General features: G+C 69.5%; 17 protein-coding genes. 10 read left to right on the forward strand and 7 right to left on the reverse strand.

Annotated elements, in window-relative coordinates; genetic code table 11:
- Window positions 1-50: 50 nt before the first annotated feature.
- The 5 genes from OXN85_05325 (at window position 51) to OXN85_05345 (ending at window position 4190) form a co-directional block, all read left to right on the forward strand.
- Window positions 51-575 carry a (2Fe-2S)-binding protein gene (locus tag OXN85_05325; protein ID MCY3599371.1) on the forward strand — a complete coding sequence of 175 codons (525 nt, stop codon included), beginning with the start codon at window positions 51-53 and terminating at the stop codon, window positions 573-575.
- Complete coding sequence (locus OXN85_05330; protein ID MCY3599372.1) at window positions 572-1141, forward strand: RidA family protein; 570 nt, start codon at window positions 572-574, stop codon at window positions 1139-1141. The genes OXN85_05325 and OXN85_05330 overlap by 4 nt, the downstream gene beginning before the upstream one ends.
- The gene (locus tag OXN85_05335; protein ID MCY3599373.1) at window positions 1131-2657 is read left to right on the forward strand and encodes a serine hydrolase; all 1527 of its coding nucleotides are present in this window, start codon (window positions 1131-1133) and stop codon (window positions 2655-2657) included. Before OXN85_05330 ends, OXN85_05335 begins: the two co-directional genes overlap by 11 nt.
- Window positions 2658-2757: 100 nt before the next feature.
- Window positions 2758-3390, forward strand: a complete 633-nt coding sequence (locus OXN85_05340) for a hypothetical protein (GenBank protein MCY3599374.1) — start codon at window positions 2758-2760, stop codon at window positions 3388-3390.
- A complete protein-coding gene (locus tag OXN85_05345) occupies window positions 3387-4190 on the forward strand; it encodes a nucleotidyl transferase AbiEii/AbiGii toxin family protein (GenBank protein ID MCY3599375.1) in 804 nt (267 codons plus the stop codon). The genes OXN85_05340 and OXN85_05345 overlap by 4 nt, the downstream gene beginning before the upstream one ends.
- A gap of 57 nt (window positions 4191-4247) precedes the next feature.
- Here the strand turns inward: OXN85_05345 and OXN85_05350 are convergent, their stop codons facing one another.
- Window positions 4248-4805, reverse strand: coding sequence for an OmpH family outer membrane protein (locus OXN85_05350; protein MCY3599376.1), 558 nt, complete (start codon window positions 4803-4805; stop codon window positions 4248-4250).
- Window positions 4806-4897: 92 nt separating this feature from the next.
- On the opposite strand from OXN85_05350, the gene OXN85_05355 reads away from it, so the two are divergent.
- Complete coding sequence (locus tag OXN85_05355) at window positions 4898-6466, forward strand: D-aminoacylase (GenBank protein ID MCY3599377.1); 1569 nt, start codon at window positions 4898-4900, stop codon at window positions 6464-6466.
- Between the two features lie 52 nt (window positions 6467-6518).
- On the opposite strand, the gene queF is transcribed toward OXN85_05355, so the two are convergent.
- From queF to OXN85_05370, 3 genes are read right to left on the reverse strand one after another with little or no spacing between them, the layout of a single operon-like run.
- Entirely contained in the window at window positions 6519-6923 is a 405-nt protein-coding gene (gene queF, locus OXN85_05360; GenBank protein ID MCY3599378.1) for a preQ(1) synthase, read from the reverse strand.
- Window positions 6920-8152 carry a dicarboxylate/amino acid:cation symporter gene (locus OXN85_05365; GenBank protein MCY3599379.1) on the reverse strand — a complete coding sequence of 411 codons (1233 nt, stop codon included), beginning with the start codon at window positions 8150-8152 and terminating at the stop codon, window positions 6920-6922. Before OXN85_05365 ends, queF begins: the two co-directional genes overlap by 4 nt.
- On the reverse strand, window positions 8149-9276 hold the full coding sequence (locus OXN85_05370; protein MCY3599380.1) for a hypothetical protein: 1128 nt from the start codon (window positions 9274-9276) through the stop codon (window positions 8149-8151). Before OXN85_05370 ends, OXN85_05365 begins: the two co-directional genes overlap by 4 nt.
- Window positions 9277-9397: 121 nt before the next feature.
- Here OXN85_05370 and OXN85_05375 point away from each other — a divergent pair, with 121 nt between their 5' ends.
- Entirely contained in the window at window positions 9398-10762 is a 1365-nt protein-coding gene (locus OXN85_05375) for a sodium-dependent transporter (protein ID MCY3599381.1), read from the forward strand.
- A 13-nt stretch (window positions 10763-10775) separates the two neighbouring features.
- Here OXN85_05375 and OXN85_05380 read toward each other — a convergent pair whose 3' ends face one another.
- A complete protein-coding gene (locus OXN85_05380) occupies window positions 10776-12038 on the reverse strand; it encodes a TolC family protein (protein ID MCY3599382.1) in 1263 nt (420 codons plus the stop codon).
- Between the two features lie 205 nt (window positions 12039-12243).
- Here OXN85_05380 and OXN85_05385 point away from each other — a divergent pair, with 205 nt between their 5' ends.
- Complete coding sequence (locus OXN85_05385) at window positions 12244-13362, forward strand: carboxypeptidase regulatory-like domain-containing protein (GenBank protein MCY3599383.1); 1119 nt, start codon at window positions 12244-12246, stop codon at window positions 13360-13362.
- Window positions 13363-13381: 19 nt separating this feature from the next.
- Here OXN85_05385 and OXN85_05390 read toward each other — a convergent pair whose 3' ends face one another.
- Entirely contained in the window at window positions 13382-14806 is a 1425-nt protein-coding gene (locus tag OXN85_05390; GenBank protein ID MCY3599384.1) for an amidohydrolase family protein, read from the reverse strand.
- A gap of 320 nt (window positions 14807-15126) precedes the next feature.
- Here OXN85_05390 and OXN85_05395 point away from each other — a divergent pair, with 320 nt between their 5' ends.
- Together OXN85_05395 and OXN85_05400 are read left to right on the forward strand one after the other, a co-directional pair.
- Window positions 15127-17541 (forward strand): molybdopterin-dependent oxidoreductase, encoded by a 2415-nt coding sequence (locus tag OXN85_05395; protein MCY3599385.1) that lies wholly within the window; start codon window positions 15127-15129, stop codon window positions 17539-17541.
- Window positions 17542-17595: 54 nt separating this feature from the next.
- Window positions 17596-18015 (forward strand): secondary thiamine-phosphate synthase enzyme YjbQ, encoded by a 420-nt coding sequence (locus OXN85_05400; protein MCY3599386.1) that lies wholly within the window; start codon window positions 17596-17598, stop codon window positions 18013-18015.
- 6 nt (window positions 18016-18021) lie between these two features.
- On the opposite strand, the gene OXN85_05405 is transcribed toward OXN85_05400, so the two are convergent.
- A complete protein-coding gene (locus OXN85_05405; GenBank protein ID MCY3599387.1) occupies window positions 18022-19230 on the reverse strand; it encodes a Fic family protein in 1209 nt (402 codons plus the stop codon).
- Between the last annotated feature and the right edge of the window lie 65 nt (window positions 19231-19295).

Here is a 19295-nt window from a genome sequence, read left to right on the forward strand (position 1 = left end):
CGCCCCGGTTTCGGTTGCCGCCCGTGAGCGCCGCGGACAACTTGATCATCATGCACAAGGTGGTGGAACTGCGGGTGAACGGAGACCGGCGGCGGGTCGGAGTGCCGTCCCACTACACCCTCCTCGAGACCCTCCGCTACGGCCTCGGCCTCACCGGATCGAAGCAGGGGTGCGACAAGGGGGACTGCGGGGCGTGCACGGTGCTCCGCGACGGCGAGGCCGTGCTCTCCTGCATCATGCCGGTGCACGAGGCCGCGGGTCACGAGATCACGACCGTCGAAGGGCTCGCGGACGCGTCCGGCCCCCACCCGCTCCAGGACGCCTTCGATCTCACGGGAGGGGCGCAATGCGGCTTCTGCACACCTGGCATTCTCTGCTCGGCCCACGGACTGCTGACCCGCGATCCGGACCCCGCGCGCGAGGAGATCGCGCGGGCGCTTTCCGGCAATCTCTGCCGCTGCACCGGCTATACGAAGATCTTCGAGGCCGTGGACATCGCGGCCGAGGCGATCCGCACGGGCGAGACGCCCGAGGCGATCGTCACCCGGCGGCGCGATCCGGCGGGGACCGCATGACTTGGCCCTCGTTGCGATCCGGGCACGCGCCGCGCGCCGTCGTCGGCGCGCTCGCGGGATTTTTCGTCCTCCTCCCCCTGGCCGCCGGAGCCGCCGCCCAGACTCCGGAAGAGCGCCTCGCGGAACTCGGGATCGAACTCCCGACGCCGGATGCGCCGACCGCCAACTTCGTGAAGGCCGTGACGACCGGGAATCTCGTCTTCCTGGCCGGCCACGGCCCGTGCGGCGGCCTCGACGAGAGCAACACCGGCAAGGTCGGCCTCGACCACACCGTCGAGGAGGGCTACGAGATCGCGCGGTGGGTCGGCGTCTGCCTGCTGGCGTCGCTCGCCAGGGAAATCGGCGACCTCTCCCGGGTGAAGCGCATCGTGCGCGTCTTCGGGATGGTGAACACGCCGCCCGACTTCACGCACCACTCGCAGGTCATCAACGGCTGCTCCGACCTGATGGAGCAGGTGTTCGGCCCCTCGATCTCGAAGCACGCCCGCGCGGCCGTGGGCATGGCCTCGCTCCCGCGCGACCAGTCGGTCGAGATCGAGATGCTGGTCGAACTCGATGACCCCTGATCGCACGGCCGCCCGCATGCGTCCGGTAGCAGGCTCCGCGCTCCTCCCGCTTGTCGCCGCCGCCCTGCTCGCCGGGTGCGGAGGCGCCGGAGACCCGGCCTCGTCCTCCGACCTCGCGCGCGCGATCGACGCCGTGTTCGCCGACCTGGACCGCCCGGGCTCGCCGGGCGCCGCCGTGTCGGTCATCCGCGACGGCGAGATCATCCACTCGCGCGGCTACGGCTACGCCCAGATCGAGCATGGCGTCCCCGTCACCCCCAATACGGTCTTCCACGTCGCCTCCGTGTCGAAGCAGTTCACGGCCATGGCGGTGACCATGCTGGCGGCCGATGGGGCGCTCTCGCTCGACGACCGCGTGCAGGCGCACCTCGGGTTCGTCCCCGAGTTCGAGCACCCGGTCACGGTCCGCCAGATGATCCACCACACGAGCGGGATCCGGGACCAGTGGCAGCTTCTCGGGATCTCCGGCTGGCGCCTCGACGACGTGATCACGACCGAGCAGATCCTCGGCCTCATGTCGCGCCAGCGGGAACTCAACTTCGTGCCGGGCTCGGAGTACCTCTACTCCAACATGGGCTACACGCTCCTCGCACAGACGGCGGCGGCGGTCAGCGGCATGTCCTTCCCCGAATTCACCGCAGCGAGGATCTTCCGGCCGCTCGGAATGGACCGAACCCACTTCCACGACGACCACGAACACATCGTCCCCGCCCGCGCCTATTCCTACCGGCCGATACCCACGGACGAAGACAGTGGGGAAGAGGGAGGCGGCGGGGGGATGGGCGCGGAGTACACCAAGGCGGTCCTGAGCTACGCGAACGCGGGGGCGACGAGCCTCTTTACGACCGCGGACGACCTCGCCCGCTGGCTCGACAACTTCCGGCAGGAGACGGTCGGCGGCCCGGAGGTGATGGAGATGATGACGGCGCGCGGGGTCTTGAACGGCGGAGACACGATCCCTTACGCGCACGGCCTCAGCATCGGCGACCACCGGGGCCTGCGCACGGTGGGGCACGGGGGCGCCGACGCGGGGTTCCGGACGCAGGCGACCTGGTATCCCGAGGCCGGTGTCGGGGTCGTCGTTCTCACGAACGTCGCCAACGGCAACCCGGGAGGCCGGGCGCGGCAGGTGGCGGAGGTCGTCCTCGCCGAGGTCTTCCCCGAGGCGGCTCTGGAGGAGGAAGAGGATCCGCCTTCTCCGGCCGCCGATTCCGTCCCGCCCCCGACTCCCGATCCCGCGACGCTGGCCGGGTACGCGGGCAGCTACTACAGCCCGGAACTCGACGCGCTGTACCACCTCGAGACGACGGAGGAGGGGCTCGTCGCACAGCACATACGTCACGGCGACATCGCCCTCGAGCCGCGCGCCCGCGACGAATTCGCCACGGATCGCTGGTTCATGCGCGAGGTGCGCTTCGAGCGCGCGCCGGACGGCTCCGTCTCGGCGATGCGCGTTGGCGGCGGCCGGGTCCGAAACCTGCTCTTCATCAAGCTCACCCGCCCGCTTCCACGGTAGGCGACTCGTTATTCGCGCTCGCTAACGGAATTGCGGGACATCACTAATCATTGCGTGTATTTGCTGATTACCGCACATTTTCGGCATGAAATTCGTGGAGTTGCTGGAAATTGTCGCGGACGAGCCGGTGTTCGAGACCGGGTTCCTTCGCAGCGGGCGAGCTCCGGAGCCGGGGCTGGAGGCGCAGCTCAGCCGTTGGTGCGCTGCCGGCAAGCTGCTGCGGCTCCGGCGCGGGCTGTTCGCGCTGGCGCCTCCGTACCGGAAGGTGATTCCGCATCCCTTCCTCGTCGCCAACCGGCTTTCGCCCGGCTCGTACGTGAGCGGACTGTCGGCGCTCGCCTTCGCGAACGCGATCCCGGAACACGTCCCGGAGGTCACCAGTTGCGGTCCCGCGCGTCCCCACGTGCGCGAGACGCCGCTGGGGCGGTTCTCCTTCCGCTACGTCAAGCCGGCGTTGCGGACCGGCTATCGGCTCGTGGACCTGGTCGACGGACAGAGCGCGTTCGTCGCCCGCCCCGAGAAGGCCTTCCTCGACCTCGCGCACCTTCAGCCGGGCGGTGATGCCCCGGCCTGGATCGACGAGCTGCGCCTGGACTTCGAGGCACTCTCGCCCACGCGGCTGAGAGCGGCGGTGGCCGCCACCGGGAGTCCGAAGCTGGCCCGCGCCGCAGCCTACGTCATCCGCCGCGCGAGCGATCCGGCACCGGTATACGAACCCCTGCCCGTCACGTGAAGGACCATCTCCGGGAACTGATCCGGGATCTCGATCCGCACGCCGGACGCAACGCGATGCGGGAGTACCTGCAGGCTCGAATCCTGGAGGGTCTGCAGAGGGCCGGCGCCATGTCGCCGCTGGCGTTCCACGGTGGGACGGCGCTGCGCTTTCTGTACAGGCTGCCGAGATACTCCGAAGATCTCGACTTCGCCCTCGAAGGCCCCCGCGAGAGCTACGATCCGCGGCGCTGGCTGACGTCCATCCATGCGCAGTTCCGGCGAGAGGGCTACAACGTGACAGCTTCGCTACGCGGCTGCGATGCTGTGCACGCCGGCTGGTTCCGTTTCCCGGGACTCCCCCACGAGTTCGGTCTGTCGAGCCACCGCGACGAAACGCTCCGGATCAAGCTCGAGGTCGACACCCGCCCGCCCGCGGGCGCCGTGACCCAGACGCGCATCGTGCGACGCCACGTGTCGCTGCGCATCCATCACCACGACCGGGCGTCGCTGCTGGCCGGCAAACTCCACGCCGTGCTCCACCGGCCCTGGCTGAAAGGGAGGGACATCTACGATCTGGTCTGGTACCTGAGCGATCCCGCGTGGCCGTCCCCGAATCTGGATCTCCTCAACGCGGCCCGCCGCCAGACGGATCCCGCCGCCCCGCCGCTCACGGACGACACGTGGCGCCGGTCCGTCGCGACGAAAGTCGGGGGCGTGGAGTGGAGAGCGGTCGAGGCCGACATCCGCCCGTTCCTCGAGAGCGGAGAAGGCGTGCCGTCGCGCGCCGATGTGCTGGACCTGCTGACCTCCGCTGGCTGACCCCGGGTCTGGCCAGAGGATGGGGGTTCGCGTCACCGGCGTATCAACGCGTGTTTCCTACATGCCGCCGGGGGGGTCCGCGGCGAGGCGGTCGATGACGAGGGGGGTGATGTCGACGCGTTCGCTGAACAGGATGATGATGGGGCTCGTCGCGTTCAGGATCAGGTCGTAGCCCAGTTCCGCCTGGATCGCTTCGATCACCGGCGCGAGTTCCGCCCGGATCCGTTCGCGTCCGTCGTTCTGCAGCGCGGTCGCTTCCTCCTGCTTGTCCTGCTGGTAGCGCTGGAAGGCCGTGAGGGCGTCCTGATACTCGCGTTCAAGCACCCGACGCTCGTCGACCGTCAGGCTGTCCGCTTCCGCCACGCGTAGCTCGACCGCGCGCACGGCTTCCTGGCGCAACTGCAGCTCGGCGGCGAGTTCCTGCTGGAAGTCCGTCAGTTGCTGCGCGAGCGCCTGTCCCGCCGGCGACCCGAACGCGGCGGCGTCCAGATCGATGACGCCGATGCTGAGCGGCGCGTCTGCGGCCTGGCCCTCGGCCTGTCCCGTCAGCGTCGCGGGCGCCAGCGCCAGAAGCAGGGTGGCGAACGAAAACACAAGACGTGCGTATCTTTTCATCGTTGTCCCTCTATTGGAACCTTCCACGGCGGGTCTACCCTTCGGGGGGACCGCACCGGTTTCATCGTCACGGAACACGAAAGTAACGCGATATGTCCGAACGAACGAAATACAGCCGCCACCGCGCGCGAACGCTTCGCCCGCTGTCGCTGCTGATCCTGGCGATCATGGGAGGCGCCGGCGCTCCGGAACGGGTCGCCGCGCAGGCGGCTACGGGTGCGGCCGAAGAGCCGGCCACGGTTCTGTTCACGAACGCAACGCTCGTCGACGGGACGGGGGCGCCCGGCTACGTCGGCGACCTGCTCATCGACGGGGGGAGCATCGCGGCGCTCGGCGCCCCGGGGTCCGTCGAGGCTCCGTCCGACGCGGAACAGCGGGATCTCACGGGTCTCGTCCTCGCCCCGGGCTTCATCGACATCCACAACCACTCCACGACCCGCCTGTTCGACTTCCCGCTGGCCACGACGCAGCTCGCGCAGGGGATCACGACGATCGTGGTCGGGGCCGACGGCTCCTCGCCGTGGCCGATCTCCGACTACCTCGGGCGCATCGACGAACTCCGGCCCACTGTGGACGTCGCGACGCTTGTCGGACACGGGACCGTGCGCAGTCTCGTGATGGATGAAGATTTCCGGCGCACGGCGACCGACGCCGAGATCGCGGACATGACGGTGCGCGTCGAGCGGGGGATGACGGAGGGCGCGTTCGGCCTCTCGAGCGGCCTCGAATACGACCCCGGTTTCTACTCCACGACCGGCGAACTCACCGCCCTGGCGCGGGCCGCGGCGGGCCACGGCGGCTTCTACATGACCCACATGCGCGACGAGGAAGAGGGGCTGCTCGAAGCGGTCGACGAGGCCATCCGCATCGGGCGCGAGGCGGGGCTCCCCGTGCAGATGTCGCATATCAAGGCGGGCAACGCCTCCGTGTGGGGAAGGGCGCCCGACGTGCTGGAGCGTATCCGGCAGGCCAACGAGGAGGGACTGGACGTGACGGCGGACCAGTACCCCTACCAGGCTTGGCAGTCCGGGCTCGCGATCGTGGTCCGTTCGAGGATGTTCACGAACCCCGACTCCGTGGCGAAGGGGATCGCCGCGGCGGGTGGCGGGAACCGGCTGCAGATCGTCGCCTTCTGGTCCGAACCCGAGTTGAACGGACTGCGGCTCGACGAGATCGCCCGGCGCAGGGAGATGACGGACGTCGAGGCCTACATGTGGATCATGGAGAACGGGGGCTCCGGGCTCATCGGCCACACGATGAACGAAGAGGACGTCGATACGTTCATGGCCTCGGAGTGGGTGATGACGGCGAGCGACGGCGGGGTGCGGAGCGCGCACCCGCGCGGGGCGGGGACGTTCCCGCGCGTGCTGGGCTACTACGTGCGGGAGCGCGGCATCCTGACGCTGGAGCGGGCGGTGCGGCGTGCGACGTCGATGCCGGCGCGGCGGCTGGGGCTGACCGACCGGGGCGTGCTGCGCGCCGGGGCCCGGGCGGACCTCGTGATCTTCGATCCGGAGCGCGTCGTGGACCGGTCGACCTTCGACAACGGCACCCGGCAGGCGGACGGCGTCGAGAGCGTGTGGCTCGGCGGCGTGGAGACCTGGTCCGCCGGGGAGCCGACCGGCGCCCGCCCCGGCCGCGCCATCCGCCGCGCGCCCTGAGCCCCCGGGCTGGCGCGCGCCCGCGCCCGCGCTCGCGGAGAGGGCGGAAGCTTCAGTCGGTGGCCGCCTCCCCGCGCTCGGCGGTCGCGACGATCTCGATGCCGCCGCGCACGTTCTGTTCCACCTCGACGCGCACCCGGCGCGGTGCCACGGCGAACACAACGTCGTCGGCGATCCGGGCCGCGAGCGTCTCGCAGAACTCCCCCTCATCCCGGAACGACCACAGATAGAACTTGAGCGCCTTCGACTCGAGGCAGCGGTCACGCGGCTCGTAGTCGATCGTCACCCGTCCGAAGTCCGGCTGTCCCGTCTTCGGGCACAGCGACGTGAACTCCAGCGCCCGCAGGCGGACGCGCTGGACGTCGGCCGCCGGGATCGCCTCCGCGCGCAGCGTCTCGCGTCCCTCCTCCGGGTCCCGGGGCCGCGGCAGCGGACCCGTGGCGGGGAGCCTCGTCATCCGTCCTCCGTCCCCTCGTCCAACTCTTCATCGTTCTGCGTCATCGCATCGACGGTCGTGGCGGCGGCCATGTGGCCGATGACGTTCGTCGCCGAGCGGAAGACGTCGGGCACGCGGTCAATCCCGAGCAGGATCCCGAGTCCGGCCAGCGGCACGCCCACCACGTCGAGCGCGGGCACCATCGACACGATGCTCGCGCTCGGCACCGGCGCCACCGTCATCGCGGCGAGGAAGATCGCGAGGACCGCCGCCGCGATCAGTCCCGCGTCGAGCGGCACCCCGTACATGGCGGCGAGGAAGACGAGCGAAGCGCTCTGGAAAAGGGCGCTCCCCGGCCGGTTGATCGAGGCCGCCAGCGGCAGGATCAGCCGGTAGCGGTCCTGCCGCAGCCCCAGTTTCTCCGCCTCCTGCAGCATCATCGGCAGCGTGCCCACCGACGTCGTCGTGGAAAAGCCCACGGTGTACGTCCCCACGGTGCCGCGGATGAAGCGCCCCGCCGGCATGCCGCCGACGAAGCGGACCATCGGCAGCAGGACGAGACCCTTGAGGATGAAGAGGCCCACGACGACCGCGAGGATGAAGACGGCGAGGTTCTGGAGCAGCGCCAGCCCCGTGCGCGCCACCACCGGCGCTGCGAGGCCGAAGACCCCCACGGGCGCCGTCCACAGGACCCAGTTCATGAGCTTGATGAGCGCGTCGCCGGCCGACTCCGCGAATCCGGTGAGCAACTCCCGCTTCTCCCGCGGCAGCGTCGTCGTGGCCGCCGCGAGCAGGACGATGAAGATGAGGATCGAGAGCAGCGACCCGTCCGCGGCCGCCTGTACCGGGTTTCGCGGCACGAGGTTCACGAGGAAGTCGATCACGCCGGGCGTCGCCGTGTTCAGTTCCGTCGTCGGAGTCGGGGGCGGCACCGGCGCCGTGAAGGTGAGCGCGAACCCCATCACACCCATCCCGATGAGGATCGCCGGCAGCGTCGTGACCCAAAAGAAGCCGACGGAGAGGCCGCCGATCCGCCCCAGCTTGCGCAGGTTCCCGATCCGCCCCACGCCGACGAACACGACCGCGGCCACGAGTGGGATCACGACCATCTGGATCGCGCGCAGGAAGACCTGTCCGAGCGGCGCGACGGCCTCGGCCGCCCGCAGGAGCGCCGGAGATCCGGTGGCGGAGGCGGCGACGCCGAGGCCCAGCCCGAGCACGAGTCCGATGAGAATGGCGCGCGTGTTCATGTCCCCTCACCTCCTCCGGATGTCCCGGTCGCTCCCGCTTCTCTCCGCTTCCGGAACGCGAGCCACGCGCCGATCGTGAGGACGGGCAGGACGTAGTAGACGATGAACCCCCAGGTGATCGTCCCGTAGCCCTGGCGGATGAGGTCGATGAGGCCGAGGGGGGTGAGGGACAGCGCGACCCCAAGGAAGACCGCCGCGACCGCCGGCCTCGCCCAGCTCGGCATCCCGGCGCCCCGCTCGCGCCGCGTGACGGCGAGCCGCTCGTTCACCGCGTGGATCATCCCCGTCCCGGTCTCGATCAGGGTGCCGAAGAGGATGACCTGGTAGGCGATCTGAAACGTCCTCGATCCGAGTGCCTCGAGGATGAAGTTCGAGGGGACGGTCGCGCTGATGATCGCGGGGTAGTGCGGCACCATCGCGAGGTAGAAGAAGAACGCCGGCAACATCCCGATGACGCCGGCCAGCAGTCCGGCCCACACGGCCTGGTTCCGGGTCTGGATGTGGCGCACGGTGAACAGTGCCACGGCGGCCGCCGAGAGGTTGTAACCGCCGTACTGGACCCCCTTCACGAGCCAGTCGCCGCTGAGGCTGCTGGCCGCGAAGCTCGGGCCCAGCGTGGACCCGAAGCGCGCCAGCGACCATACGACGAGCGCCACGAACACGGCATAGAGCGCGAACGACCAGCCGGCGAAGAAGCGCTCGATCGCGGCGCTCCCGTAGAAGAGGAGGAGCGCGACGGCGCCGAGCGCCACGATCACGCCCAGCGCGTACGGGAGTCCGAAGGTCTCGTCCGCGATCGAGCCCGCCGCCGCCCCGATCACGGCCAGTACGAGCAGCGTCAGCAGCACGTACGTGACCTCGAACAGGACCCAGGACGGGCCGAGCAGGCGCTTGAAGAAGGTGCGGTACTCGTAGCTGCGGAGCTGCCGCGCGAGTTCGAACGTGACCGCGCACACCGCGCTCCAGATGGCGGTCGAGAGCGCCATCGCCCACAGGCCGGGCGTGGGGCCGATCGAGAGGAAGAACTCGACGTTCTCCCGTCCCGTGCCGTATCCGCCCGCGATGACGGCCGACTGGAAGACGAGCCCCGGCAGCAGATAGCGGCGGAACCAGGGAGCTTTCACGCTGGCGTCCCTTTCTCTCGGCCGGCCCCTGCCCCAAGGTTTCGCCCGTCAGCGAGGGGCGAGTGCACCGGGGCGCCGGGCGCCGGCGGCCACATGCGACCCGCCAAGCTAGAGGCCGGGGATGGAACGAGACAGACGCGAGACGTTCGGCTCCCGCTTCGGGCTCGTGGCCACGATGATCGGCGTCGCCGTCGGTCTCGGGAACGTGTGGCGCTTCCCGTACATGGTCGGCGAGTTCGGCGGGGCTCCCTTCGTGGCCTTCTACGTGCTCGCCGTAGTGCTGATCGGCGTTCCCGCGCTCATGGCGGAATGGACGCTGGGCCGGCACACCCGCCGCGGCCCGGTCGGCGCGTTCGAGTCGGCCGGTCTCCCCTTCGGCCGCGCCCTCGGCTGGATCTTCTTCGTCGGCGTCACCGCTGCCACCGGCTACTACTCGAACGCGCTCGGCTGGGTGCTGTACCACGCCCTGGCCGGATTGCTCTCCGGCGTCGGGGTCGAGATCGACGCCGCCGCGATCCTGCCCCCGGAGGAGGGGTTCTCGCTCCGCTCCTTCCTCCTGCAGTGCGTCTGCACCGGCGCGGTCCTCGTCACCTGCGCCGCCGTGCTGAGGCGCGGCCTCCGGGGCGGGATCGAGAAGGCGAGCCGCTTCATCGTCCCGGCGCTCCTCGGTGGCCTTCTCATCCTCATCGTCCGCTCGCTCACGCTGCCCGGGGCGGGAGAGGGTCTGCGCTGGTACCTCGGGGCCTTCGATCCCGGCGCGCTCACGCCGCCCGTCATGCTGGGGGCGCTGGGCCAGGCGATCTTCAGCCTCTCGCTGGGTGGCACCTTCATGGTCGTGTACGGCTCCTACCTGAACCGCGGCGACCCCCTGCGCGGCAACGCCGTCTTCACCGCGGGCGGCGACCTGTGCGCCGGACTCCTGGCGGGGCTCGCCATCTTCCCCGCCGTGTTCGCGTTCGGACTCGAACCGGCGAGCGGCCCCGGCCTCCTCTTCGTCACGCTGCCCGACGTGTTCGGCCGGATCCCGGCCGGGGCGGTGTTCGGGACGCTCTTCTTCCTGGCGCTGTTCGGGGGCGCCTACCTGTCGGATGTGGCGGCGCTGGAAGTGCTGGTGGCCGGGGTCACCGACAACACCGGGATCGGCCGCTCGCGCGCCGTCACGCTGACGACCGTGGCCGTGTTCGCGTTCGCGCTGCCCCCGATGATCAACATGAACGTGTTCACGCCCTGGGACCTGACCTTCGGATCGGGCTTCCAGACGCTCGGCGCGCTGCTCTCGGTCGTCGCCGTGGGGTGGGCTCTGGACCGGTCCGAAGTCCTGCGGCAACTGGCGGCGGGCGAGGATGGGGCCCGCGGGCGGCGCGTGCCCACGCTCTGGCTCTACTACTGGCTTCGCTTCGTCATCCCCGCCGCGATCCTCGCCGTCGGCGCCTGGTGGCTGCTGCGGGACGTGCTGGGCGTGACCATCGGGCGTTCCTCCCCGTAGCAGAGGTTCCGGTTCATGGCTCCCCTTCCGGGGACCGTCCCATGGCGCGCAGGAGGTCCCAGTAGGCGATCCACCCGGCGGATCGCATGGACAGGGCGCTGAGTCGGGCGCCCCGGAAAGCGTTCGCCGCGTCGAGCAACTCCAGGAGCGACATCTCGTCTTCGCCGTAGGCCGCCATCGCGGAGGCGAGCAGCGCCTCGGCATCCGCCGACAGGCCGTCGGCCGCGGCTTCGAGACGGGCGCGACTGGAGGCGTACCGGTCCGTGGCCGTCAGGAGATCGTTCTCCGCCAGCCGCCGCCGGAGGTCGAGGCGATGGGCGGCCGCGGCGCTCCGGGCGTCGGCGGCCTGCCGGGTTCCCCCTCCCCGGTCGAACAGCGGCAGCGGAAGATCGAGACCCAGGCTGAGGCCCTCGAATCCGCCCTCCTGCCGTCGATATCCCAGGCTGACGGTCGGGTCGGGCATCCAGCGGGACCTTGCCACGGCGAGTTCGGCCTGCGCCGCGTCCAGATCCCGGGCCGCGGCCTCCAGGTCCGGCCGCTCGAGCAGCGCGTCCAGCGCGGCTTCCCGAGTCACCGGGGGCGGCAGTCCCTCCAGCTCCGCGGACGGTCCGACCTCCTCGATTCCGGTCCCGGGAAAGGTCAGGGCGGCGAGGCGCCGGCGTGCGTCGCGGGCACGGAGTTCGGCCTCCGCCACATCCTGCTCGGCGCGCACCCGTTCCAGTCGCAACCGCCGCGTCTCGTACGCGGAGATGTCCCCCTCTTGCAGGCGGATCTCCGCGTCCTCGGCCACCTCCCGGATCACCTCCGCAGCCTGCAGCGCCGTGCGTTCCGCCGCTTCCGCGAACCACGCGAGCGCCCAGGCCTCGCGAACCTCGAAGGCGAACCGGGTCGAGTCGCCGCGGAAACGGGCGCTGCTCGCTTCGATCGTGTGGGCGGCCGCCCGGTAGCGGGCCGCGGTTCGGCCCGGCCACTCCAGGGGTTGGAAGAGGAGCAGGTTCTCCTCCCAGTACTCGTCGCCGTTGCGGTCGAGGTCGTCGCGCCGGACCGAGAGCGACGGGTTGAACCAGGCACGGGATTGGCGCGCCGCGCCCGCGATCTCGGCGGCCTCGGAGCGCGCGATCCTGAGCGCGAGGCTGTTCTCCGCGAACGCCTCCAGGGCCCCCGCGAGCGAGACCCGGCGCACAGCTCCCTGACCGACGGCTTCCTGGCCGATGGCTGCGTGCGGGAGAAGGAGAAGGGCGCAGAGCGCCGGAAGCGTGCGGTAGCGGATGTTCAAATCCTCGTTGCGATGGCCCGATTCGGTCCAAACGGGCTCTCGACGCGGTCGGCCCCTCGACCGGCGGCGCACCCGGATCTCAAGGCCAACCTCACTAACGCCCGCGCCGCGTTGCAAGAGCGGCCCCGCGTGACGAGTGACCTCGCAGGACGTTTCACCGTCAGTCTATCGTGCCGCCGCAACCGAAGCCCTTACAGAGGTCGCCATGAATCAACGGAGGGAGCGCTCCCGGAGGCCGTCCCGATGTGTCGTCGCGGCGCCGACGGGCGGCGCGACGCGGAGAACCGGCCTCCTGTTCGGCGCGCTGCAGTTCGCGGCGGGGTCCGTCGGCCTGGCGGGGCAGGAGGCGGAGGACTGCGGCGCCGACGTTCCCCTGGGGGTCGCGGTCGTGGACGAGTCCGGCTCGATCCCGATTCCGTTCGCGACCGTGCGCCTGACGTCGGAAGACGAGGGAGCGCTGGACGGGCCGCTGCGGGGTCAGGCGGGATCCGACGGTCGACTCGTCCTCTGCGTCCCCGGCGTCGTCGGGCGCGCCACGCTGTGGGCGGAGTTCGGCGACGCCGCCAGCGACGAGACGGAGGTTCTGCTCCAGCCCGGGGCAGTTGAGGACGTGGTCCTCCGACTTCGCGTCGCTTCGGTGGAGAACGGGCGTCTGCTGGGCACCGTGACGGACGCGCTCAGCGACGCCCCGGTGATTGCGGCCGCGGTGTCCCTCAGGGGGCGTCCCCAGGAGGTTCAGACGAACCGGCAGGGCGGATTCATCCTCAGCGACGTACCGGTGGGCGTGTACGAACTGTCCGTGCGGCATCTCGGGTATGCTCCGCTGCGCCACATGGTCAACGTGGCCCGCGGCGCCACCACGGACATCCAGATCGGTCTGGTCCCCGCTCCGCTCGAGATGGAACCGCTCGTGGCGACGGCCGTGCGCCTGCGCCGGCTGGAGATCAAGGGCTTCTACGAACGGAAGCGCTGGGGCGAACTGCTCGGACTCGGCACCTTCTACACCGCGGCCGATATCGAGCGTCGCAGCCCACGGGTCATATCCGACATGGTGATGGAGGAAGCGTCGATCCGACGCTATTGCCGTGTGGGTTCGCGCACCTGCAGGCTGTACACGACGCGGCTGGCCACCAGTGTCGGCTCGCGTTGCCACATGCAGATCTATCTCGATGGCGTTCACATCAGCGAGATCGGCGAGGCCGACCTGTGGGTGTCGCCCGTCGAAATCGGAGGTGTCGAGGTGTACAAGGGTCCGGCCTCGCTTCCGGCCGAGTTCGGTGGACCCGCTTCGCGGTGTGGCGTGGTCGCGATCTGGACGAAGTAGTTCGGGGGACTCGCGGCGTTCAGTTCGCCGCCACGGATCCCACCGTCCGGAATCCGGGGTCGTCCAGCGCGTCGAAGGTCAGGCTCGCCAGGTCCAGCAGGACGCCGGCCTGAATCACCGCCGCGATGTCGCGCGTGGCCCCGATGTTCGCCGCGGGATTGCCTCGCACGACGACAAGGTCCGCCGCCATCCCGGGCGCGATGGCGCCCCATTCATCTTCCGCTCCCATGAGCCTCGCGGCGTCATGGCTCGCCGCGGCGATGGCCTTGACTGGTGTCAGGCCGGCCTCGACCAGCAGTTCCATCTCCCGGTGAATCCCTTCTCCCTGGAAGACGCCCGGGTAAGGCGCGTCCGTGCCGGCGACGATCTGCACCCCACTGTCGTGCAACCGTTTCACGTTGGCCATCGCGACCATGAGTCGCTCCTCGACGGCCGCGGCGCGCTGCACGTCTTCTTCGGACTGGGGGCTGGTGGCGTATTCCCGCAACGCTTCGAGGAACCAGGGGGGCGTGGTGGCCGTGACGAGGGGATGATCGAGAAAGACGAGGTCGCGCAGGCGTCGGCGGGCGAACGACTCGAGCACGGCCAGCGTCGTGATGGTCGCGGTGCCGCGCTCCACCATGGCTGCGATCTCGTCGTCGCTCAGCGCAATGGACGGCGCGTGGGCCAGCGCGGCGACGCCCGACTCGACGGCCGCGGCGTAATCGCCGCGCGAGCCCAGGTCCACGAGGACGGGCAGGCCGAACTCGGCGCCGGCTTGCACGAGCGCATCGACCATCGCCGGATCGAGGCCGACGTAGCCCTTGAGCGCGTCCACCCCGGCGTCGGCCAGTTGCCCGGTATGCCGTTCCATCGCCAGCGGCCCGAAGGTGGAATAGGTGATCGGCGGCCAGATCGGCATGGGACCGTCCACCAGCGGCCCGACCATGTAGATGCGGGGACCCGGGATCCGGTCCGCCTCGACCTCGGCCCGGATCTGCTGGATGAAGGGGAGGACGTTCCCCACGTCGAGGACCGTGGTCACGCCCGCGTGCAGCAGCGCGTTCAGGTAGCGGCGATAGCCGAGCATGTCGGTGCTGTATCCGTCCCAGCCGCCCACCATGTGGACGTGCATGTCGGCGAGCCCGGGCATGACCGCGCCGCCCGCCGCGTCGACGATGGCGGCGTCGGCGGGCACGGCGACCTCCGCGGCGGGGCCCGCGGCGACGATGCGGCCGCCCTCGACGACCACGACGCCGTCCGCGACCGGCTCTCCTCCCATCCCGTCGATGATGATCGCGTTCGTCACCGCGATACGGGCGAGCGGCCCCGCGTCCGTTGCGGGCGGTGGCGCGCACGTGACGACGGCGAAGCAGAGGGTGGCGGAGAGCACCGCGGTTCGGCGGTGACGGGGGGCGACGGGGCGCCCGGCGGCGCGCCGTCTGCGGCGTGTGCGCGGGGTCATGGGTCGGCGGCCTCCTCGAGCATGGCGTCCAAAGTCTAGCAGTCCGTGGCAAAACGCCGCTACGTTCGAGCGGCGCTGCATCTCGCCTGAACCGCTGCGCTCTGCGTCGCTCCTCGGTCACGTAGCGCCGCTATGCTCCCTCGTCGCTCCTTGCCAGGCGAGCGCTTCACCGCTCTCGGCGCTGGCGCAGGGTTTTGCCACGGACTGCTAGCCGATGTTCGGAGAGGGGTCACGCCCCGGTGAGTACGCGGTGCGATCGAGCACACCGGCATTCGTCCACGGCTCATGCCCGGTCCGCGGGTCGGACGTAGATTGGGAGCATGCACCCGCACGAACTGACGCCCGCACAGCAGGCCGCCGCGGAGGATCCGGATCGGCTCCCCGGGCTCGCCGACGCCGAGTTCACGGCGCTGGGCCGCCGCGCGCGCCGGGTCGAGGGGCTGCGCAAGTCGACCGGCCGCGAGATCTACACGGACGACATCGTCCTGCCGGGGATGCTGCACGGGAAGATCCTCCGCTCCACCGAGGCGCACGCGCGGATCGTCTCCATCGACACGGCCGAAGCCGAGGCCCTCGACGGCGTGTACGGCGTCATTACCGGGCGGGACTTGCCGACGCCGTACGGGATCATCCCCTGGACGCGCGACGAGCACGCGCTCTGCGTCGACAAGGTGCGCTTCATCGGCGACGCGGTGGCCGCGGTGGCGGCGGTCGACGAGGACACGGCGAACGCGGCGCTCGAGCGCATCCACGTCGAGTACGAGCCGCTTCCCGTCTATCTCTCGCCCGAGGAATCGCTGACGCCCGAGGCCGCCGCGGAGCCCATCCACGCGCCGCGCAAGCCGGGGGCGAACGGCAACATCCTCAAGCACGTCCACCTCGAGTTCGGGGACGTGGACGCGCGGATGGCGGAGGCGGACGTCACCATCGAGGGGGAGTACTTCTTCCACGGGACGACGCACACGCCGATCGAGCCCCACTGCGCGATCTCCCGCCTCAACCCGGATGGCGCCCTCGAGGTGTGGTCCTCGACGCAGGTCCCGCACTACCTGCAGCGAGAGCTCGCGCGCGTGCTCGACTACGACGTGGCGAAGGTGCGGGTCGTGCAGCCGGCCGTGGGCGGGGCCTTCGGCGGAAAGTCCGAGCCGTTCGACCTCGAGTTCTGCGTGGCGCTTCTCGCCATGCGGACCGGCCGCCCGGTGAAGATCCTCTACACGCGCGAGGAACTCTTCTACTCACACCGCGGCCGCCACCCCATGCACATGACGTATCGGCTCGGCGCCTCGCGCGACGGGAAGCTCAGGGCGCTCGACGCGCGGACGACGCTGGACGGCGGCGCCTACGCCTCGTTCGGTCTCGTGACGACGTACTACTCGGGACAGCTCCTCACCTCGCCCTGCCACATCGAGTCCTACCGCTTCGACTCGACCCGGGTCTACACGAACGTGGCCCCGTGCGGCCCCAAGCGCGGCCACGGCTCGGTGCAGCCGCGCTTCGCGTACGAGATATCCCTCGACAAGATGGCCGAGCAGCTCGGCCTCGACCCGTTCGAACTCCGCCGTCGCAACTTCATGGGCACGGGTCGGACGGTGAACGAGTTCAAGGTGCGGTCCAACGGCTTCCTCGAGTGCCTCGAGGCGGTGGAACGCGCCAGCGACTGGAAGAAGCGCCACCGGCGGCTGCCGCGGGGTCGCGGTCTCGGGATGGCGGCCTCCTCCTACATCTCCGGCACGAACTACCCGATCTATCCGAACGAGATGCCCCAGGCCGCGGTGCAGGTCCAGGTCGAGCGCTCCGGCCGGGTGGCGATCCTGCACGGCGCCTCGGAGATCGGGCAGGGGTCCGACTCCACCATGGCCTACATCGCGTGCGAGGAACTCGGCGTCCCGCTCGAATACGTGCGCGTCTTCTCCGCCGACACGGACCTCACGCCGGTGGACCTGGGCGCCTACTCCTCGCGCGAGACCGTCATGGTGGGGAACGCCTGCGTCGAGGCCTGCCGCACGCTGCGCGCGCAGGTCGCGGAGGCCGTCGCGGAGCAGTGGGGCGTGCCGGTCGGCCAGGTGCGTCTGGCGCGCGGCTGGGCCTTCGACGCGGAGGCCCCCGACAACAGCGGTCGGCGGATCCCGATCTCGGAGGCGTTCAACCTCGCCGAGGGGAAGTTCGGCCTGCTGGGCGCTGTCGGCTCCTACGACACGCCGAAGGATGTTCACGGCGACTACCGTGGCGGCACGATCGGGTCGTCGCCCGCCTACTCCTTCACCGCGCACGTGGCCGAAGTCGAGGTCGAGGCGGACACGGGGGTCGTGGGGGTGACGAACATCTGGGTGGCGCACGACTGCGGCCGCGCGCTCAACCCGGTGCTCGTCGAAGGCCAGATCGAGGGCTCCGCCTACATGGGCTTCGCGGAGGCGATCTTCGAGGAACAACTCTTCCGCGAGGGGGACGTGGAGGGCGGCCTGCACACGTCGCCGTCGCTCCTCGATTACCGGATCCCCACCTCGATGGACTGCCCGGAGTTCGAGGCGCTCATCGTCGAGTCCGTGGACCCGGAAGGTCCGTACGGCGCCAAGGAGGCGGGGGAGGGGCCGCTGCACCCGTCGCTCCCGGCGATCGCGAACGCGATTTACGACGCGGTGGGCGTCCGCATCGATGCGCTCCCCTTCACGCCGCAGCGCGTGTGGAGGGCGCTGCGCGCGCACGTCGCCGGGGCCGCGCGCGAGGACGTCGCCTGACAGTCCATGGCAAAAGCCCCGCCGCGTTCGAGCCCGCGAATGTCCCCCGCCGGCATGAAGCAGTTCGTCCGACAACTCGGGGTCGAGACGCGGGGAAAGGGCCTGTATGAGATCACCCGCCCAGTCCTGGAGTGGACGGTCGGGCTCGAGATCGAGACGGGCATGCTCACCGTCTACATCCGCCACACATCGGCGTCTCTGACGATCCAGGAGAACGCGGATCCCGATGTCCTCCACGACCTCTCGAACTTCTTCGCCCGCCTCGTTCCGGAAGGCGACCCCCGCTACCGGCACACGATGGAGGGGCCGGATGACATGCCGGCCCACATCCGGTCGGCCCTGACCCAGACGCACCTGGCGATCCCGATGCTCGACGGTGCGCCGGCCCTGGGAACCTGGCAGGGGATCTTCCTCTTCGAACACCGGAGCCGTCCCCACCGGCGAACCGTCGTGCTGCACGCCCTCGGCCAGTAGAGGGCCCTAACGAAGACGCGGCTCCAGCTGCGAGGTGGGGCCGTATCTGCCGATCGCTCCGAAGTCGAGGCCAACGACAGACTCACCCGCAACCGCATCCCGCTCGAAGACGATGAAGCCAAGTTCCGCAAGACGCGTGAGTTCTCGAACGAAGGTCCGTGGGGTAACGACGCGATACACCGTGCGGACGAAAGGTGAATCCACCAGATCGCGGAGCAGCACTCGCCTGGAGGGGTCTTCCGAAAATGGGTCGATCGGCTCGGTTTCCTCAAGGAGAAAAACCAGCAGACCATGCTCCCGTTCGTTGATGAGGCGGCGGCGTTTGCTGATGCGCTCTCCCAGCGCCCAGGTCAGGGTCGAACGGTAGACCAGGCGATTCAGCTTCGACTTGATGAAGGAGTTGATCCCCTTCAATTCGGTGTCAAAACCCTGAAGCCCAAACTCCACGAAAGGACCCACGCAGAACGGCTGCTCCCTGCGGCATTCCTGCAGACGCCTCTTGTAGAGATCTCCGTTGCGGTAGAAGTAGTTCGAGAGCCCGTAGAAACCGTGGACGTTGTATCCTCCCTCAAAGAGGATGGCTGCCTCGACCAGTCTCGACACGCGCCCGTTGCCGTCTCCGAAGGGATGGATCGTTACCAGGAAGAAATGGGCCAGCAGCGCTCTGACCACCGGATGTTCTTTCCGCACGCGCCGAGAGTTGACGAAGACCACGAAGCCGTCCAGCAGACGTGAAAGGCTCTCGTGAGGCGCCCCCAGATGAACTCCTCCCAACGCCGGCGTACCGACCTGCACGCCGTGTGCTCGCAAGCGGCCGGGAACGTTGTTGACCTCATCGGAACTCCGCGTCATCAACTCGTGCATCTGGAAGATGTCCGCAACGCCCAGTGGCGGTTCACCGGGCCCGAACCTCTCGCGGACCCAGTTTTGGGCGGCGTTCGCATTCTCGATCTGCCGGGCTTCCTTCGTTGTCGGGTCGACACCGGTATCGCGTTCCAGCAGTTCACGTACCTGAGCCTCCGACAACGGGTTTCCCTCAAGAGCAGTCGTCCCGCGAATGGTTCTGATGCGGTTCAATCGATCGAGCTGGTCCTTCCAGTCCGGCGGCAGCAGAAGATTCTCTACCGCCTTCTTGCTGGCCTCGATCTCTATCAGGAGACTCTGCAAGGACCGTCCGTCAAGGCGGTATTCGAAGCTGAACTCTCGCCAATCCATGAGCCATGACATCCTATGTGACTTGTTATTTGACATCGATATTGGCATCGTAAGATACCTTATCG

This window comes from Candidatus Palauibacter australiensis (assembly GCA_026705295.1).
In the GTDB taxonomy this organism is placed as follows: Bacteria; Gemmatimonadota; Gemmatimonadetes; order Palauibacterales; family Palauibacteraceae; genus Palauibacter; species Palauibacter australiensis.

Excerpts from the sequence above, each read along its gene's own strand:
- OXN85_05400 (MCY3599386.1), top strand. The coding sequence starts at position 17,596 with ATGAAGCAGTTCGTCCGACAACTCGGGGTCGAGACGCGGGGAAAGGGC.
- OXN85_05405 (MCY3599387.1), bottom strand. The coding sequence starts at position 19,230 with ATGGATTGGCGAGAGTTCAGCTTCGAATACCGCCTTGACGGACGGTCC.
- OXN85_05390 (MCY3599384.1), bottom strand. The coding sequence starts at position 14,806 with ATGACCCCGCGCACACGCCGCAGACGGCGCGCCGCCGGGCGCCCCGTC.
- OXN85_05325 (MCY3599371.1), top strand. The coding sequence starts at position 51 with ATGCACAAGGTGGTGGAACTGCGGGTGAACGGAGACCGGCGGCGGGTC.
- OXN85_05395 (MCY3599385.1), top strand. The coding sequence starts at position 15,127 with ATGCACCCGCACGAACTGACGCCCGCACAGCAGGCCGCCGCGGAGGAT.
- OXN85_05355 (MCY3599377.1), top strand. The coding sequence starts at position 4,898 with ATGTCCGAACGAACGAAATACAGCCGCCACCGCGCGCGAACGCTTCGC.
- OXN85_05350 (MCY3599376.1), bottom strand. The coding sequence starts at position 4,805 with ATGAAAAGATACGCACGTCTTGTGTTTTCGTTCGCCACCCTGCTTCTG.
- OXN85_05365 (MCY3599379.1), bottom strand. The coding sequence starts at position 8,152 with ATGAACACGCGCGCCATTCTCATCGGACTCGTGCTCGGGCTGGGCCTC.
- queF (MCY3599378.1), bottom strand. The coding sequence starts at position 6,923 with ATGACGAGGCTCCCCGCCACGGGTCCGCTGCCGCGGCCCCGGGACCCG.
- OXN85_05375 (MCY3599381.1), top strand. The coding sequence starts at position 9,398 with ATGGAACGAGACAGACGCGAGACGTTCGGCTCCCGCTTCGGGCTCGTG.
- OXN85_05335 (MCY3599373.1), top strand. The coding sequence starts at position 1,131 with ATGACCCCTGATCGCACGGCCGCCCGCATGCGTCCGGTAGCAGGCTCC.
- OXN85_05385 (MCY3599383.1), top strand. The coding sequence starts at position 12,244 with ATGAATCAACGGAGGGAGCGCTCCCGGAGGCCGTCCCGATGTGTCGTC.
- OXN85_05330 (MCY3599372.1), top strand. The coding sequence starts at position 572 with ATGACTTGGCCCTCGTTGCGATCCGGGCACGCGCCGCGCGCCGTCGTC.